Annotated in this window: 13 protein-coding genes and 2 pseudogenes; 10 read left to right on the forward strand and 5 right to left on the reverse strand. The window is 50.5% G+C overall.

Annotated elements, in window-relative coordinates; translation table 11 throughout:
- Positions 1 to 219: 219 nt before the first annotated feature.
- The gene (metC, locus tag ACQG1K_RS18680; protein ID WP_023330189.1) at positions 220 to 1,407 is read left to right on the forward strand and encodes a cystathionine beta-lyase; all 1,188 of its coding nucleotides are present in this window, start codon (positions 220 to 222) and stop codon (positions 1,405 to 1,407) included.
- A 142-nt stretch (positions 1,408 to 1,549) separates the two neighbouring features.
- The gene (gene yghB / locus ACQG1K_RS18685; protein WP_015571869.1) at positions 1,550 to 2,209 is read left to right on the forward strand and encodes a DedA family general envelope maintenance protein YghB; all 660 of its coding nucleotides are present in this window, start codon (positions 1,550 to 1,552) and stop codon (positions 2,207 to 2,209) included.
- A 45-nt stretch (positions 2,210 to 2,254) separates the two neighbouring features.
- Here the strand turns inward: yghB and ACQG1K_RS18690 are convergent, their stop codons facing one another.
- On the reverse strand, positions 2,255 to 3,154 hold the full coding sequence (locus ACQG1K_RS18690; protein ID WP_017382749.1) for an AraC family transcriptional regulator: 900 nt from the start codon (positions 3,152 to 3,154) through the stop codon (positions 2,255 to 2,257).
- Between the two features lie 195 nt (positions 3,155 to 3,349).
- Here ACQG1K_RS18690 and yqhD point away from each other — a divergent pair, with 195 nt between their 5' ends.
- Both yqhD and dkgA read left to right on the forward strand, forming a co-directional pair.
- Entirely contained in the window at positions 3,350 to 4,513 is a 1,164-nt protein-coding gene (yqhD, locus tag ACQG1K_RS18695) for an alcohol dehydrogenase (protein WP_063853964.1), read from the forward strand.
- A 105-nt stretch (positions 4,514 to 4,618) separates the two neighbouring features.
- Positions 4,619 to 5,446 carry a 2,5-didehydrogluconate reductase DkgA gene (dkgA, locus tag ACQG1K_RS18700; protein ID WP_023306942.1) on the forward strand — a complete coding sequence of 276 codons (828 nt, stop codon included), beginning with the start codon at positions 4,619 to 4,621 and terminating at the stop codon, positions 5,444 to 5,446.
- Between the two features lie 89 nt (positions 5,447 to 5,535).
- Here the strand turns inward: dkgA and ACQG1K_RS18705 are convergent.
- The 3 genes and pseudogenes from ACQG1K_RS18705 to ACQG1K_RS18715 all read right to left on the reverse strand — a co-directional run.
- Positions 5,536 to 6,549: pseudogene (locus ACQG1K_RS18705) on the reverse strand (radical SAM protein); the annotation flags it as partial.
- 114 nt (positions 6,550 to 6,663) lie between these two features.
- Positions 6,664 to 6,993 (reverse strand): hypothetical protein, encoded by a 330-nt coding sequence (locus ACQG1K_RS18710; RefSeq protein WP_000140246.1) that lies wholly within the window; start codon positions 6,991 to 6,993, stop codon positions 6,664 to 6,666.
- Positions 6,994 to 7,197: 204 nt separating this feature from the next.
- Positions 7,198 to 10,473, reverse strand: a complete 3,276-nt coding sequence (locus ACQG1K_RS18715; protein ID WP_023314849.1) for a P-loop NTPase fold protein — start codon at positions 10,471 to 10,473, stop codon at positions 7,198 to 7,200.
- Positions 10,474 to 11,331: 858 nt separating this feature from the next.
- Between ACQG1K_RS18715 and ACQG1K_RS18720 the strand changes: the two genes are divergently transcribed.
- The 6 genes from ACQG1K_RS18720 (at position 11,332) to fghA (ending at position 15,738) form a co-directional block, all read left to right on the forward strand.
- Complete coding sequence (locus ACQG1K_RS18720; protein ID WP_017384073.1) at positions 11,332 to 11,628, forward strand: helix-turn-helix transcriptional regulator; 297 nt, start codon at positions 11,332 to 11,334, stop codon at positions 11,626 to 11,628.
- Positions 11,629 to 12,164: 536 nt separating this feature from the next.
- Positions 12,165 to 12,862 (forward strand): IS1 family transposase gene (locus ACQG1K_RS18725; RefSeq protein WP_223195083.1). Its coding sequence is split into 2 segments (ribosomal slippage): positions 12,165 to 12,414 and positions 12,414 to 12,862, totalling 699 coding nucleotides; the frame shifts between segments, so codons are not numbered across the junction.
- A gap of 113 nt (positions 12,863 to 12,975) precedes the next feature.
- A complete protein-coding gene (frmR, locus tag ACQG1K_RS18730; protein ID WP_017384071.1) occupies positions 12,976 to 13,251 on the forward strand; it encodes a formaldehyde-responsive transcriptional repressor FrmR in 276 nt (91 codons plus the stop codon).
- A gap of 34 nt (positions 13,252 to 13,285) precedes the next feature.
- Positions 13,286 to 14,395, forward strand: coding sequence for an S-(hydroxymethyl)glutathione dehydrogenase (gene frmA, locus ACQG1K_RS18735; protein WP_017384070.1), 1,110 nt, complete (start codon positions 13,286 to 13,288; stop codon positions 14,393 to 14,395).
- A gap of 43 nt (positions 14,396 to 14,438) precedes the next feature.
- The gene (locus tag ACQG1K_RS18740; RefSeq protein ID WP_012561111.1) at positions 14,439 to 14,837 is read left to right on the forward strand and encodes a VOC family protein; all 399 of its coding nucleotides are present in this window, start codon (positions 14,439 to 14,441) and stop codon (positions 14,835 to 14,837) included.
- A gap of 64 nt (positions 14,838 to 14,901) precedes the next feature.
- Positions 14,902 to 15,738: an S-formylglutathione hydrolase gene (gene fghA / locus ACQG1K_RS18745; protein WP_012561110.1), complete on the forward strand. Its 837-nt coding sequence runs from the start codon at positions 14,902 to 14,904 to the stop codon at positions 15,736 to 15,738.
- A gap of 27 nt (positions 15,739 to 15,765) precedes the next feature.
- Here fghA and ACQG1K_RS18750 read toward each other — a convergent pair.
- A pseudogene (locus ACQG1K_RS18750) lies at positions 15,766 to 15,918 on the reverse strand (recombinase family protein); the annotation flags it as partial.
- Between the last annotated feature and the right edge of the window lie 51 nt (positions 15,919 to 15,969).

The raw sequence follows: 15,969 nt of genomic DNA on the forward strand, positions 1-15,969 counted from the left end.
GAACGTAATAATATCAAAACGTCGTCGAATTGATAGTAGTTCTCATTAGTATTTACATAGTGCCGTAATTTTCGCTCACTTTCCTTGCGCTTACGCAGTAAAAATTTCTTATGCGAATATTTGATAATATTTTCTGCTTATTCGATAAGCATCCGGATGCACATCCTGACAATCGTGGTAGTCTGGACGTCCAGACGTATAAAACTAGGGTTAGCGAACATGACTAAAAAGCAGCTTGAGACCACGCTGGTGCAGGCAGGACGCAGTAAAAAATACACCCAGGGCTCGGTCAACAGCGTGATCCAGCGTGCCTCCTCGCTGGTGTTTGATACCGTCGAAGATAAAAAAATCGCCACGCGTAATCGCGCGAAGGGCGGGCTGTTTTACGGTCGCCGTGGCACGTTAACCCATTTCTCGTTGCAGGAAGCCATGTGCGAACTGGAGGGCGGCGCGGGCTGCGCGCTGTTCCCGTGCGGTGCGGCGGCGGTCGCCAATACCATTCTGGCGTTTGTTGAACAGGGTGACCACATCCTGATGACCAATACCGCCTACGAGCCAAGCCAGGACTTCTGCACCAAAATACTCAGCAAGCTCGGCGTCACTACCAGCTGGTTCGATCCGCTGATTGGGGCCGGTATTGCCGGGCTTATTCAGCCCAACACGCGCGTTGTGTTCCTGGAATCTCCCGGCTCCATCACCATGGAAGTGCATGATGTCCCGGCCATCGTGAAGGCGGTGCGCAGCATAGCGCCGGAAGCGATCATCATGATCGACAACACCTGGGCGGCAGGTGTGCTGTTTAAAGCCCTGGAATTTGACATCGATATCTCCATTCAGGCGGCGACCAAATACCTGATTGGCCACTCAGACGGCATGATCGGTACGGCGGTATCTAATGCCCGCTGCTGGGAGCAATTGCGTGAAAACGCCTACCTGATGGGCCAGATGGTGGATGCCGATACCGCCTACATGACCAGCCGGGGCATCCGTACGCTCGGCGTGCGTCTGCGTCAGCATCACGAAAGCAGCATGCAAATTGCACAGTGGCTGGCGCTGCATCCGCAGGTGGAGCGCGTTAACCATCCGGCGCTGCCGGGCAGCAAGGGCCACGAATACTGGCAACGTGACTTTACGGGCAGCAGCGGGTTGTTCTCATTTGTTCTTAAGAAGCGCCTGAATGACGCCGAGCTGGCAAGCTATCTGGATAACTTTACCCTCTTCAGCATGGCCTATTCATGGGGTGGGTTTGAATCGTTGATCCTGCCCAATCAGCCGGAGCAGATTGCGGCCCTGCGCCCGGGCGGCGAGGTGGACTTCGAGGGGACCTTAATCCGCCTGCATATCGGGCTGGAAAATGTGGACGATTTAATTGCGGATTTATCGGCAGGATTTGAGCGCATCGTGTAAAGTGCTGGCTGACATGTACTCCCTGGACGCTATTCTGAACACCGCAAGCAGAAAAGTCTGTATGAGATGCGCCTGCGATCAACCCCGACAGGCAAAATTGGGAGTACAATAGCGTTATATCTGCTGTTCCACAGGAAAGTCCATGGCTGTTATTCAAAATATCATCACGGCGCTCTGGCAACACGATTTTGCCGCGCTGGCGGACCCACATGTCGTCGGGATTGTCTATTTCGTGATGTTCGCGACGCTGTTTCTGGAAAATGGATTACTGCCAGCCTCATTTTTACCCGGTGACAGCCTGCTCCTGCTCGCAGGGGCGTTAATCGGCAAGGGCGTGATGGACTTCGCACCAACAATGGTGATCCTCACCTCTGCGGCCAGTCTCGGCTGTTGGCTGAGCTACCTGCAAGGGCGCTGGCTTGGAAACACCCGCGTGGTGAAAGGCTGGCTGGCGCAGCTGCCGCATAAATATCATCAGCGCGCGACCTGCATGTTTGACCGTCACGGCCTGCTGGCGTTGCTTGCCGGGCGTTTTCTGGCGTTCGTTCGCACCCTGTTGCCTACCATGGCGGGTATTTCAGGCCTCTCTAACCGCCGCTTCCAGTTCTTCAACTGGCTGAGCGCTCTGCTCTGGGTGGGCGTGGTCACCACGCTCGGCTACGCGCTGAATATGATCCCCTTTGTTAAGCGCCATGAAGACCAGGTAATGACTTTCCTGATGATCCTGCCGATTTTCCTGCTGGTTGCAGGGCTGGTGGGGACCATTGCGGTGGTGATCAAGAAAAAGTATTGCAGCGCATAAATAAAAGCCGGGTGGCGCTACCGCTTACCCGGCCTCCGTTTCCCCTCACGCTCCCTGCATGGTTCTGATACGTGACGCATCTTCCCCCGGCGTGACGCCGAAGTAACGCTTAAACTCCCGACTAAACTGCGACGCGCTTTCATACCCGACCCGCATCGCCGCGGCGCTGGCCTTCATGCCATCGTGGATCATCAGCATCCGCGCCTTATGCAGACGGTAAGTTTTGAGGTACTGCAACGGCGACGTGCTGGTGACGGATTTAAAGTTATGGTGAAACGCCGAGACGCTCATATTGGCTTCCGCCGCCAGCTGATCAACGCTGAGGTTTTCCGTGTACTGGCTCTCGATGCGCTTCAGCACGCGACTAATGAGGCTGAAGTGCGTTTGCCGGCTTACCAGCGCCAGCAGCGCCCCGCCGCCCGGTCCCAGCAGCACATGGTAAAGAATTTCTCGGATAATCTGCTTTCCGAGAATACGCGCATCCAGAGGCCTTTCCATCACGTCTAACAGGCGTTCAATCGCGCAGAGAATTTCCTCCGATAGGGTCGCGGAGTTGATACCGCTTGCCGCCATCGACGGCCGGAAAAGTTCGTCCTCCCCAATCTCCATCAGCAACTCCTGCAACTGGAGAATGTCGACGTTGACGCGGATCCCGGCCAGCGGTACCTCCTCTGTCGCGAAAGTTTCACATTCGAAGGGTAAAGGTACAGTCAGAAGCAGATATTCATTGGTGTCGTAACGGAACACGCGCTCATTGATATAGCCAATCTTATGGCCAGAAAAGAGAAACACGATGCCGGGCTGATACATCACCGGGGTGCGCGTTCCGGGCTGGGTACCGTAGAGCAATCGGATATCCGGCAACAGCTCAGCCGAATCATTTCCGTTATCTATCAGTCTTTTAATCTGCGACGTTAGCTGGCGGCAGATGGCATCACGGTTCATTTTCAGTTACTCCGGGTACGGTTTCCGACGCTGACAGTGTGCGCATTTTCTTACCGTTTCTCCAGAGCGCTGTAGAAATGGGCAAGACATCGGCAGGAATGTGCATTGAGAGGATAGCGCCTGCCCGCCACAATGTGCAGCATCAGGTTGCCTTCTGCGCCACCACGATTTTTTACCCACTACAGGGAACAAGCCATGAACAACTTTAATCTTCACACCCCAACCCGCATTCTGTTTGGTAAAGACGCTATCGCTGACCTGCGCGCGCAAATCCCGACGGACGCCCGCGTCCTGATTACCTACGGCGGCGGCAGCGTGAAAAAAACCGGCGTACTGGATCAGGTTTACAGCGCTCTGGAAGGGCTGGACGTACGCGAGTTCGGCGGTATCGAGCCTAACCCGTCTTATGAAACGCTGATGAACGCGGTAAAAATCGCCCGTGAGGAGCAGATCACTTTCCTGCTGGCGGTGGGCGGCGGTTCCGTGCTGGACGGCACCAAATTCATCGCGGCGGCAGCGCATTACGCTGACGGCATCGACCCGTGGCATATTCTGGAAACGGGCGGCAGCGACATCAGCAGTGCGATCCCGATGGGCTCCGTGCTGACGCTGCCGGCCACCGGCTCTGAGTCCAACAAAGGCGCGGTCATCTCCCGTAAAACCACCGGTGACAAGCAGGCCTTTATGAACGAACATGTTCAGCCCGTGTTCGCGATCCTCGATCCGGTTTACACCTATACCCTGCCTGCGCGTCAGGTGGCGAACGGCGTGGTCGACGCCTTTGTTCACACCGTTGAGCAGTACGTCACTTACCCGGTGAACGCCAAAATTCAGGATCGTTTCGCGGAAGGCATTCTGCTGACGCTGATTGAAGAAGGTCCGAAAGCGCTGAAAGAACCTGAAAACTATGACGTGCGTGCTAACGTGATGTGGGCTGCAACACAGGCACTGAATGGCCTTATCGGTGCAGGCGTGCCACAGGACTGGGCGACCCATATGCTCGGTCACGAGCTGACGGCGATGCACGGCCTGGATCACGCCCAGACGCTGGCGGTGGTTCTGCCTGCGCTGTGGAATGAAAAACGTGACGCTAAACGCGCCAAACTGCTCCAGTACGCCGAACGCGTCTGGAACATCACCGAGGGTTCCGACGATGCGCGTATTGATGCCGCGATTGAAGCCACCCGTCACTTCTTTGAAAGCCTGGGTGTGCCAACGCGTCTCTCTGACTACGACCTGGACGGCAGCTCCATCCCTGCCCTGCTGGCGAAGCTGGAAGCACACGGTATGACGCAGATCGGCGAGCACGGCGACATCACCCTGGACGTCAGCCGTCGTATTTACGAAGCGGCACGCTAAGCGTTTTTAGGATCCTGACTTTCGTTTTTTGACATTTCGTCCAGACTTAATGCACATCACATCGTCGGAGGTTCCCTCCGGCGATGAGCACCTGAAGGAGGAAAAATGGCAAACCAAACCGTAATCAAGCTACAGGACGGCAACGTGATGCCCCAGCTGGGGCTAGGTGTATGGAAAGCCGGTAACGACGAGGTCGTCTCCGCCATTCATAAAGCCCTGGAAGTCGGCTATCGATCCATCGATACCGCCGCCGCCTATAAAAACGAGGACGGCGTGGGGACCGCGCTTGCCAGCGCTGGCATTCCCCGCGATGAGTTATTCATCACCACCAAGCTGTGGAACGACGATCAAAAGCGTCCCCGCGAAGCGTTGCAGGAGAGCCTGGAGAAACTCCAGCTCGATTTCGTCGATCTTTATCTCATGCACTGGCCGGTACCGGCTATCGACCATTACGTTGATGCCTGGAAAGGGATGATTGAGCTGCAAAAAGAGGGGCTGATTAAAAGCATCGGCGTCTGTAATTTCCAGGTTCATCACCTGCAACGCCTGATTGATGAAACGGGCGTCGCGCCGGTGATTAACCAGATTGAGCTACACCCGCTGATGCAGCAGCGCCAGCTTCATTCGTGGAACGCCACGCACAAGATCCAGACCGAATCCTGGAGCCCGCTGGCTCAGGGCGGCGAAGGGGTGTTTGACCAGAAAATCATTCGTGAACTGGCGGATAAGTACGGCAAAACGCCGGCGCAGATCGTCATTCGCTGGCATTTGGATAGCGGTCTGGTGGTGATCCCGAAATCGGTCACGCCATCGCGTATCGCCGAGAACTTCGACGTCTGGGATTTCCGCCTGGATAAAGACGAGCTGGGTGAGATTGCGAAGCTGGATCAGGGCAAGCGGCTTGGGCCGGACCCGGATCAGTTTGGCGGGTAGTTTCCCCTCACCCTAACCCTCTCCCACAGGGAGAGGGAATGCTTTCCACCCTCTCCCTGTGGGAGAGGGCCGGGGTGAGGGCATCATCGTTATCCGATCTTACGTTTTCCCGTTTTTTTCGTCCCCGAAGCCCCACCGTTCGAACGCTGATGCACAATTGGCGTGTGCTTGGTCAGCGCCGGGCGCGTATTGCGGTTCTGGCGGCGCGCTTCGCGCATCTCTTCCAGCGTTGGCGCAGGCACCAGGCAATCACGACGCGAGCCGATCAGGTGCTTTTTCCCCATCTCTTCCAGCGCCTGACGGATCAGCGGCCAGTTTTTCGGGTCGTGATAGCGCAGCAGCGCTTTGTGCAGACGGCGCTGTTTATCCCCTTTCGGCACCACCACGTCTTCACTCTTATAGCCAATCTTACTTAGCGGGTTTTTGCCGGTGTAATACATGGTCGTCGAGTTAGCGAGCGGCGACGGGTAGAAGTTCTGCACCTGATCCAGACGGAATCGACGCTGCTTCAGCCACAGCGCCAGGTTCACCATGTCTTCATCACGGGTGCCGGGGTGCGCGGAGATGAAGTATGGGATCAGATACTGCTCTTTCCCCGCCTGTTTTGAAAAGGTATCAAACAGCTGTTTAAAGCGGTCATAGCTGCCCATGCCCGGCTTCATCATTTTGGACAGCGGGCCCTCTTCGGTGTGCTCCGGGGCGATCTTCAGATAACCGCCAACGTGGTGCGTCGCCAGCTCTTTGATGTAGCGCGGATCTTCCACCGCAATGTCGTAACGCACGCCGGAGGCGATCAGGATCTTCTTGATGCCTTTCAGGTCACGGGCGCGACGGTAAAGGTTGATCGTCGGCTCGTGGTTGGTGTCCATATGCTCGCAAATGCTCGGATAGACGCAGGAGAGACGACGACAGGTCTGCTCAGCACGCGGCGATTTGCAACGCAGCATGTACATGTTAGCCGTTGGACCACCCAGATCGGAGATTACGCCGGTAAAGCCCGGGACCGTGTCGCGAATCGCTTCGATCTCGTTAACAATCGACTCTTCGGAACGGCTCTGAATAATACGACCTTCGTGTTCGGTGATCGAACAGAGCGAGCACCCTATAATTCTGATCATTTAGAAATTTTTTTGCGTTTAAAATCAATGAATTGAAAGATTTCATTTTTCTAAGTCTGATAAAACAGATGAAAACCCAACTGACTATACTCATAAAACTCAATCTTTGCGCTGCTGTACGATACCAGTAATTACAGGTGCCGAGTTTAACATCATGAAAAGTAGCCCAATAATGAATGACGCAACGCCAGCTGCGGTGCCTAACTTCTGACTGAACACCATTGAAACAAAGTACATATTTGGGATAAAAACGGACATAGCAATCACGAAAAGTAACTTATTCAGATAATTATTTATTCGGGTCTTAACCTCAACTCTATCATAAAAAGCCATCGAAACGTAAGCAGTTATCAGTGAATAAAAAGACCATGTCATATAGTTAACCGATTCATTAAATGCCTCTCGCAAAAGCAAAGCACTTTCTGTCATTCCCTACCTCATTAAATCAATAGAAAATAAATCTGAATAATTTATTTTTAAAAGAAAAGAACACAACATAACTTCAGTAGTTATGATTAATCTCTGAATGATTATTTCTTAGCAAGATATAACATGCTTAATGTATATCAGGCAATAAAAAAACTCCCAAAGACCACCGCTGTGGTCTTCAGGTATAGGATTTAAAGAACGAACTCAGTCCGGAAACGTATCACTATCTTCTGTAACGTCCGCTTTCTCTGGTAACATTCTGTTTTTAATATACTGTGAATTCCTGCAGATGAGAGGAAAAATCTCCGAGTTATTCATTATACAACTCGTTGCCGTACGGGCGTCCTCCGGAGACCATGATGAAAATGAAAACGTCTGACGGTCAAGCCATTGAGACAATAATACATTATCAACAGAAGCGCTAAACAGCGCCGCAATAGCCCTGCGTTCAACGGCCTTCTCAGGTTCAATAAACGACAACTCATTATGAAAACGGGTAATAATCGCAATACGGCTGTCAATACGAATATGTCTTTCAAGTAAGACATCGTGCAACTCATCAAGTACAGTCTCTCTCTGGGTATCGTCGAGGCAAGACCACAGGAAATGAATGTTCTCGGCATTTGTGACAACGTCTGGCTCTGCATCACGGAACCATGATGCAAAGATACCCACACTACCTTCCATCCGGATATGCTGCCCCTGAAGTTGCATTTGTTCAAGGATAAAGCGCATGTTCACAGGAAGAACCGTAAAACACTCAATAAGCCTTTCAGAAGAACTAAATACTCCACATGCCAGGGCGTTCAGCTTTTTCTTCAAAATATCAAACTGCTCACCTGACTGATATACGTCATGGAGAAATACTGGACCCATAGCATTCACATCAGACTCAATTATTTTCTCTGACAGTGCTTTTTGACGCTCTCGCACAAATATTAAAAGAGAGGTTGCATTTGTAGCTTCTTTGATGACGTCATACTGACCTTTAACAAAGCTCAGGACAGGTATATTCACCAGAAGACCTAAATCAACAATCCTGCCAACAGCATTTTTGATGTACGGCAGAACATTTTTATCCTTAAGTGCTATAAAGATACTCTCGGCAGTACGTAGATAACGAAGATATGCAGCCAAAGCCAGGTCAAACCGTTCCTCACCAATATGTTCACTGTACGACTCGATACCGGCATAGTTACCATGGAGCACCATGTGAGCAACAGCCTGTGCAGCAAATTCCGCAGGGAAGAGATTCCTCGTCGCCGTATTATTAAGATAATATTGATTTAAAACATTATTATTCCAGTCCGGGCTCAGAACAATTTTTCTGAAATGGATAACGTCCTCAACAACCTGACGATTTTTAAGCGTCATTATTGCAGAGCTAACCTGAGCCCCACCTGTACCATCATTCTTTCCAATTACGTTCTGTACCGCCTTCGATGCAATATTGATATGCCGGATAATTCCCGGATTAAAAAGGTCTATCTGAGGTTGCTCAGCTCCATAGCGTAACATCTCCTCCCGACCGTGATTTCCGATATCTAGTGTGCCAATTTTCAGGTTTGACAAGGTCTCTTCATTATTGACAAGGTATTCCACATAAAATACGCCATCTACAAAATTCTCCATTTTATTCAGTAGTGATTCACCGGCCAGAACAGAGTATGAATCAGCTTCCTGCAGCAACGTCTGCGTGGATTCAGCCTCCAATTTTTCTGAATCCTGAATTTCATCAAGTTTACTCACAATAAACGATATTTGCCTTTCGACGAAAGGCTCTAGGCTTATCCGCCCGTCAGCCATCAGTTTCTGCAGACTTAATACGAAACCTTCATCATTCTTTTCTCTGAGTGAAACAGCATAACTCTGATTCAGCATTTGCACTGCGACTTTGAGTTGCGGTTCGGCGAGAGCCTGACACTTCTCATCCATCCGGCTATAAGAAACCAGCCAGTCTCGCATCTGAATATGTGGTGCCACTCGCTGCCATGCTTCAGCGAAACCCCACAAGGCCGTCAGTTCTTCAAGCCGTGGGATATTTATAGCACCAATCGCGTCTTTAAGAGGCGTATCAAGCAACTCGCTCCTGGCAAGCTCCACCGTGGACTGATAGTGGATGCTCATCAGAAATTCGCTCCATCTTTCTGTATCGTTATTAAAAATTCGGGATATTTGTTGATAAGTTAGCGAGAGCATCTCGTCAAAATCATCCGGAGCAATACCGGGTTCGGTCTGACTAGCTTTGGGATCGCGAAGTAATACTTTAATATCTCGCTCCCCGTATCTGACCACCAGTAAGTAGAGAGCAATAAGAATATGGCGATGATCTTCTGTTGCAGGAACGGTAAGGTTCAGAATATGAATATCATTAACAAACTTCTTCATTAATCGCGGTGTGATACGAGGATACTCAGAGGGTTTCCAGCGCTCAAGCAACACCGTTGCTTCCCGGCACGCTATCCCTGCATCCTCATTTACTGTTTCTTTCCAGTACTGCCTTAACGCTTCCTGCCATCCTGCCGAAATAAGAGGAGGAACCTGAAAACTTACAGGAATCCGCTTTGCAATAAACTCACGCCCGCTGAAACCCGCCACAGAAAGTGAGGCTGAAACCTGTCTTGCCGAATAGGGCACCACTATCCTGAAGTGTTCATGAGTGGCTCCGGCAATAAGCTCCATATCACTCCAGAGCTCTTTCACTTTGTCTGCACTGATTCGGTCCAGATTATCAATGATAAGGATGAAGCGATCTCCATGGGAAATGACCTCTTTGGAGGTAAATCCCTGCAGAGCTTCAGCCAGCTCAATAGCTCCGACCTCCTTATTAACTAGCCAAGTCTCTTCAATCCTGTCAGTACTGTTGCGTTTGAACAAATCACCAATACTCGAATACCCTTTCTTTCTGTACCATTCCATGTTCTGCAGGCATGCCAGTCCTGCGACCATAATGGCAGGAGAAAGAAACGCGGCCACCTCAACATAAAAAAGCCACCCTAATAATGACTCCTTGTTAGTAAAATATTGATTAAGGTCTGTTAGCACATAACGAAGCATCTGCACGGAAAGCAATGACAGTAAAATAAAAACGACGGTCAACCAGCTTAGCCTGCTGCTGACCCTCTTGTCGTATTCAACGATGTTACCCAGAGCCAGATTTTTATACTTATCCAACACATCCCGGGAGCCCGGACATTGTAGGCTGACCCCGTGGTGGATGACATCGATAAGCGCTTTTTTAGTTGAGCCATGATGGTAACGTTCTGCATCAAAGTTAATGAACGTAAAATCATCTTTAAGCTTTTTCTGCAGGAACTTCAATATTGTTGACTTACCTGAACCCAGCTCACCTTCCAGACCAATAATATTGACATCAGGTGTCCTGATGATCTGAGCCACATTCTCTGCAACTTTTTCATGACTGCTGCCTCTAAACATATCCTGGTCAGCGGGTGATTCCGTCTGCAATCGTAGAGTCATTCAGCAATTTCCTTCGTTATAACGTAAGATTCTTTCACTATTAGACACAGTACAGAGCCCACAGCAACCAAATGACTGCAGCCGGGGCAGTTTAGTTTTAAGCATGCATAAGCCGATTTCGATGGAATCCCTTTCACACAATAATATTGAATTGAAGCAATGAAAACATTAATGTGTTTGTTGTGACTAGCTGCAGGGGCCTGGAAGAAATTCCAAAGCCTGACAAACCGGAACAGGGCTTGCTCTGCTCCGGTTTTATCCAGTTCATCTTGAAGCCCTTGTTTTTGTTACATATCCCTGCTCACTCTTTCAGCCATTGTTAAGCTTCTTGTGTGTAATCTGCGAATAATACGGATGCAAAATTGATGCAATGGATTATACATACCTACAGCGCACGTTACGCTGAGCTGAATCGAATTTCAGAGAACGTTCTTCGCTATTACCCTGCCCAGCCAGTTGAACACATTTTATCATCCGGCCCCGAGAGTGACATGTTCTCTGCCTGGTACAGCCTTCATCAGAGTCAAACTAGACGTTATTTACAGGCAAAAGAAGACAGCTACAGAGTTTAAGTCTGACATTATTCGTGGCTGTGTCTGCCTTCGGAGTTTTCAGCTTATCCCGATAACAGCGGTTTTGAAAAATTGACGTTTTTTACACCGGTACATTGCCCGAACGCAATCTCCCCCGTAGCGAAATACCGCCCCGCAGAAAATCGTCCATGCTCGGCATGCCCCTGGAACATCAGCATCTTTTCAATAAAGGTTTTACAGCCTATAGTCTGTATAACACAAAATACACCTTACCTGCTGTATTACAGGGCGGTACTCCCTACTCAGTCTGCGAGGCAGGTCACTTATGAATAATCAGTTCCCGATAAAAACGCTGAACCAGCTCAGACCTGTGCTAATCGGGTTTCGCAAAATCAAGGGCTTCACGCAAAAAGATGTGTCTGAGAGGCTTGGCGTAACGCAGCAAACCTATGCCCGCCTGGAAGCAAACCCTGCTAGCGCCAGTATTGATCGTCTGTACAAGGTATTCAGTATTCTGGGCGTAGAAATAACGCTGTCATCTATTTCCCCTTCACCCTTCATTTCCCACACAGAGATGAGGGGGGCATTTGACAGCACTCCCGCCAGACGGGAGAAATGGTGACTATTAGAAGTTTGCTAGTTTTGTCGAATGACGCCAACTACATGTCCGCATCCATCGAGTAGTGGCTTCAAGCCACGATTGTCACTGCCTCCGCTGCCTTTTTCCAGTAACTCTCTCCTTTTAATTCTAATATTTAGGGGTGTCAACGCAAAGCAGAAACGGCACCTTCTTTGCGAGACAGAAATGACCTGTGATTGCCTGGCCGATTTATGGCAGCTAAGTGCGAGAAGCGGATATAGCGAATTCGCCATTGTACGGGATTAGCAGGTTTACTGAAGCAACCTGCGATGGCGTTATGGCAATAGTCAGTCCCCTGTCCAGTCGGCATAGGTGGCCACCTCGTCACCGCCGGGGATAAACTGATTGAAGCCTCCGCGCAAAATCACTTATTCTTTTCCGTTAATAAAATGCAGGAGCAAAGTCATGACTGGCGAAATTCGTGGGCGAGGCAGGCCACGAAAAACAGAGAGTACCTATACAGGGTAAGGGTGCCAACTTACTGATTTAGTGTATGATGGTGTTTTTGAGGTGCTCCAGTGGCTTCTGTTTCTATCAGCTGTCCCTCCTGTTCAGCTACTGAAGGCGTGGTGCGTAACGGTAAAAGTACTGCCGGACATCAGCGCTATCTCTGCTCTCACTGCCGTAAAACATGGCAGCTACAGTTCACTTACACCGTCTCTCAGCCCGGTACACACCAGAAAATTATTGATATGGCCATGAATGGCGTCGGATGTCGCGCCAGTGCACGCATTATGGGCGTTGGCCTCAACACGATTTTACGACACTTAAAAAACTCAGGCCGCAGTCGGTAAACTCACGCATACAACCGGGCAGTGACGTCATTGTTTGCGCGGAAATGGACGAACAGTGGGGTTACGTCGGCGCTAAATCACGCCAGCGCTGGTTGTTTTACGCGTATGACAGGATACGGAGGACGGTTGTGGCGCACGTATTCGGTGAACGCACGTTGGTCACGCTGGAGCGTCTTCTGGGCCTGCTGTCGGCCTTTGAGGTCGTGGTATGGATGACGGATGGCTGGCCGCTTTATGAATCACGCCTGAAGGGAGAACTGCACGTTATCAGCAAGCGATATACGCAGCGCATTGAGCGGCATAACCTGAATCTGAGGCAGCATCTGGCAAGGCTGGGCAGGAAGTCACTGTCGTTCTCAAAATCGGTGGAGCTGCATGACAAAGTCATCGGGCATTATCTGAACATAAAACACTATCAGTAAGTTGGAGTCATTACCGGTGCTCTGATATATTTATTATACTATAGTGGGGTATGTGTTGATCTTAATGTAATACTCCCCTATAGTATAAGAAATACAGAGCAGTGAGGTAAGCAATGCCCAGTACTCCTGAAGAGAAAAAAAAGGTCCTAACCCGGGTTCGCCGTATCCGGGGTCAGATTGATGCTCTGGAAAGAGCACTTGAAAGTGGCGCTGAATGCCGTTCCGTTCTCCAGCAAATCGCCGCCGTCCGGGGCGCCGCTAACGGACTGATGGCAGAGGTGCTGGAGAGCCACATACGGGAAACCTTTGACCAGAATGACAGCTACAGTCATGAAGTCAGTAAATCAGTTGACGATACGATTGAGCTGGTTCGTGCCTATCTTAAATAGGTGAGGCCATTATTACATTGAGGATATATTACGTATGAAATCACGTGCCGCTGTTGCATTTGCACCAGGGAAGCCCCTGGAGATTGTTGAAATTGATGTTGCTCCGCCTAAAAAAGGCGAGGTGCTGATTAAAAACACCCACACAGGTGTCTGCCATACCGATGCCTTTACCCTCTCAGGGAATGACCCTGAGGGCGTTTTCCCGGTGGTTCTCGGCCACGAGGGAGCCGGTATCGTCGTTGAAGTTGGTGAAGGCGTCACCAGTGTGAAGCCGGGTGACCATGTTATTCCGCTCTACACCGCTGAATGCGGGGAGTGTGAATTCTGCCAGTCCGGTAAAACGAACCTCTGTGTATCGGTTCGCGAGACTCAGGGCAAAGGACTGATGCCTGACGGGACCACTCGCTTTTCATACAACGGTCAGCCTCTTTACCACTACATGGGATGTTCCACATTCAGTGAATACACCGTTGTGGCCGAGGTTTCTCTGGCAAAAATTAACCCGGAGGCGAACCATGAACACGTCTGCCTGTTGGGTTGTGGCGTGACTACCGGTATTGGCGCCGTCCATAACACGGCTAAAGTGCAGCCGGGCGATTCAGTTGCCATTTTTGGTCTGGGGGCAATTGGTCTGGCTGCGGTACAGGGGGCCCGTCAGGCAAAAGCGGGACGTATTATCGCTATCGATACTAATCCGACAAAATTTGACCTGGCCCGTCAGTTCGGGGCCACTGACTGCATTAACCCGAATGATTATGACAAACCGATTAAAGATGTTCTGCTGGATATCAACAAGTGGGGTATTGACCATACCTTTGAATGTATCGGTAACGTTAACGTCATGCGTGCAGCGCTGGAAAGTGCTCACCGTGGGTGGGGGCAGTCCGTTGTCATTGGTGTCGCAGGGGCCGGACAGGAGATTTCCACCCGTCCTTTCCAGCTGGTCACCGGGCGCGTATGGAAAGGTTCCGCGTTTGGCGGAGTAAAAGGCCGCACTCAGCTCCCCGGTATGGTCGAGGATGCCATGAAGGGGGATATTGACCTTGAGCCATTTGTAACCCATACGATGACACTGGATGAAATCAATGACGCCTTCGAGCTTATGCATGAAGGCAAATCTATCCGGACAGTGATTCATTACTGATCCCATCAGAATTTTAATCAACTCAAACTGAAGGAAGTGGAAAATGACAACTCCGGTAATTTCTGGTGACGGCATCTTTTCTCATGTGTTCATTGGCGCAGCCGATGTCGAGAAATCCTCCGCATTTTACGATGTCGTCCTGGGCACGCTTGGTATCAATAACCTCGGCCCGTTTGGCAACGGCTGGGTACTCTATGGCCGCGAAAAGCCGGCATTTATCATTGCCCGTCCGGGCAACGGTGAAGCACCTTCCGCTAACGGGGTGACTGTCGGCTTCGCTGCTGCCACCCCGGAAGAGGTTGATGCTTTCCATGCTGCCGGCCTTGCCGCCGGTGGAGCTGATGAAGGTCAACCTGGCCCGCGTGGTCACCTTCCCGGGGCCTATGCTGCCTACCTGCGGGATCCGGCGGGTAACAAAATCACGGCGTATACGTTTATCTGACGTCCGGATTTAAAGATACTTCCCCTGGCTTCGGTCAGGGGAAATAACCATGAGATAACGGCTGATGGAACTCATTGAGCAGCATGCCAGCTCTGGCGGCTGGCAAAACGTGTACCGGCATTATTCACAATCCCTTAATTGTGAAATGAATTTCGGTGTGTATCTTCCTCCCAAAGCAGTAACAGAAAAACTGCCGGTACTATACTGGTTGTCGGGCCTGACCTGTACTGAGCAGAATTTCATCACCAAATCAGGTATGCAGCATTATGCAGCCCGGCATAACGTCATCGTTGTTGTCCCGGATACCAGTCCCCGGGGTAATAATGTCCCGGATGCCGACAGTTACGATCTTGGCCAGGGGGCCGGTTTTTATCTGAACGCGACGGAACAGCCGTGGAATGTTCATTACAGGATGTATGACTATATTCTCAGAGAGCTTCCGGATGTCGTCATGAATCATTTTCCTGCAACGGCAAGAAAATCTATATCCGGTCATTCTATGGGAGGGCTGGGTGCTCTGGTGCTGGCTCTGCGAAATCCTGGTGAATATGTGAGCGTATCAGCATTTTCCCCGATAGTATCGCCTTCTCAGGTGCCATGGGGGCAACAGGCATTTAGCGCTTACCTGGGTGAAAACAGAAAAACGTGGGAAGCCTACGATCCAGTCAGCCTCATTTTACAGGGTGAAAAATTACCAGAAATCTTCATTGATCAGGGGCTGAGTGACGCCTTTTATGAAGAGCAACTGCGCACCAAAATCCTTGAGAGAGTATGCAATGAGATGAACCTCAATGCGTCGTTCCGATATCATACTGGATACGACCACAGCTATTATTTCATTTCCAGCTTTATTGGTGAGCACATTGCTTACCATGCCAACAGGCTCAGGCTGTCAGCATGAGTTGATTTCCAGCCTCAGAAAATGTGCTTAATTTTCAGGCCTGAACAGGGCCTGAACCCTGCAGACCTGAGATGTACTGTAACTGGTGGCTTCAGCAGTTTCTCTTATGCTCAGTTTCTTGACCTGTCGGTAATACAGAACTTTCTTATGTCGTTCCTGATCGGCCTGTTTGCCCCGGTGAATAGCCACGGATAATCTAGACACTTCCGAGCCGTTGATAATACTGGTTTT

Source organism: Enterobacter cloacae complex sp. 402C9 (genome assembly GCF_050030745.1).
Lineage (GTDB): Bacteria > Pseudomonadota > Gammaproteobacteria > Enterobacterales > Enterobacteriaceae > Enterobacter > Enterobacter intestinihominis.

Excerpts from the sequence above, each read along its gene's own strand:
- ACQG1K_RS18715 (WP_023314849.1), bottom strand. The coding sequence starts at position 10,473 with ATGACTCTACGATTGCAGACGGAATCACCCGCTGACCAGGATATGTTT.
- ACQG1K_RS18690 (WP_017382749.1), bottom strand. The coding sequence starts at position 3,154 with ATGAACCGTGATGCCATCTGCCGCCAGCTAACGTCGCAGATTAAAAGA.
- frmA (WP_017384070.1), top strand. The coding sequence starts at position 13,286 with ATGAAATCACGTGCCGCTGTTGCATTTGCACCAGGGAAGCCCCTGGAG.
- frmR (WP_017384071.1), top strand. The coding sequence starts at position 12,976 with ATGCCCAGTACTCCTGAAGAGAAAAAAAAGGTCCTAACCCGGGTTCGC.
- metC (WP_023330189.1), top strand. The coding sequence starts at position 220 with ATGACTAAAAAGCAGCTTGAGACCACGCTGGTGCAGGCAGGACGCAGT.
- fghA (WP_012561110.1), top strand. The coding sequence starts at position 14,902 with ATGGAACTCATTGAGCAGCATGCCAGCTCTGGCGGCTGGCAAAACGTG.
- dkgA (WP_023306942.1), top strand. The coding sequence starts at position 4,619 with ATGGCAAACCAAACCGTAATCAAGCTACAGGACGGCAACGTGATGCCC.
- ACQG1K_RS18710 (WP_000140246.1), bottom strand. The coding sequence starts at position 6,993 with ATGACAGAAAGTGCTTTGCTTTTGCGAGAGGCATTTAATGAATCGGTT.
- yghB (WP_015571869.1), top strand. The coding sequence starts at position 1,550 with ATGGCTGTTATTCAAAATATCATCACGGCGCTCTGGCAACACGATTTT.
- ACQG1K_RS18720 (WP_017384073.1), top strand. The coding sequence starts at position 11,332 with ATGAATAATCAGTTCCCGATAAAAACGCTGAACCAGCTCAGACCTGTG.
- yqhD (WP_063853964.1), top strand. The coding sequence starts at position 3,350 with ATGAACAACTTTAATCTTCACACCCCAACCCGCATTCTGTTTGGTAAA.
- ACQG1K_RS18740 (WP_012561111.1), top strand. The coding sequence starts at position 14,439 with ATGACAACTCCGGTAATTTCTGGTGACGGCATCTTTTCTCATGTGTTC.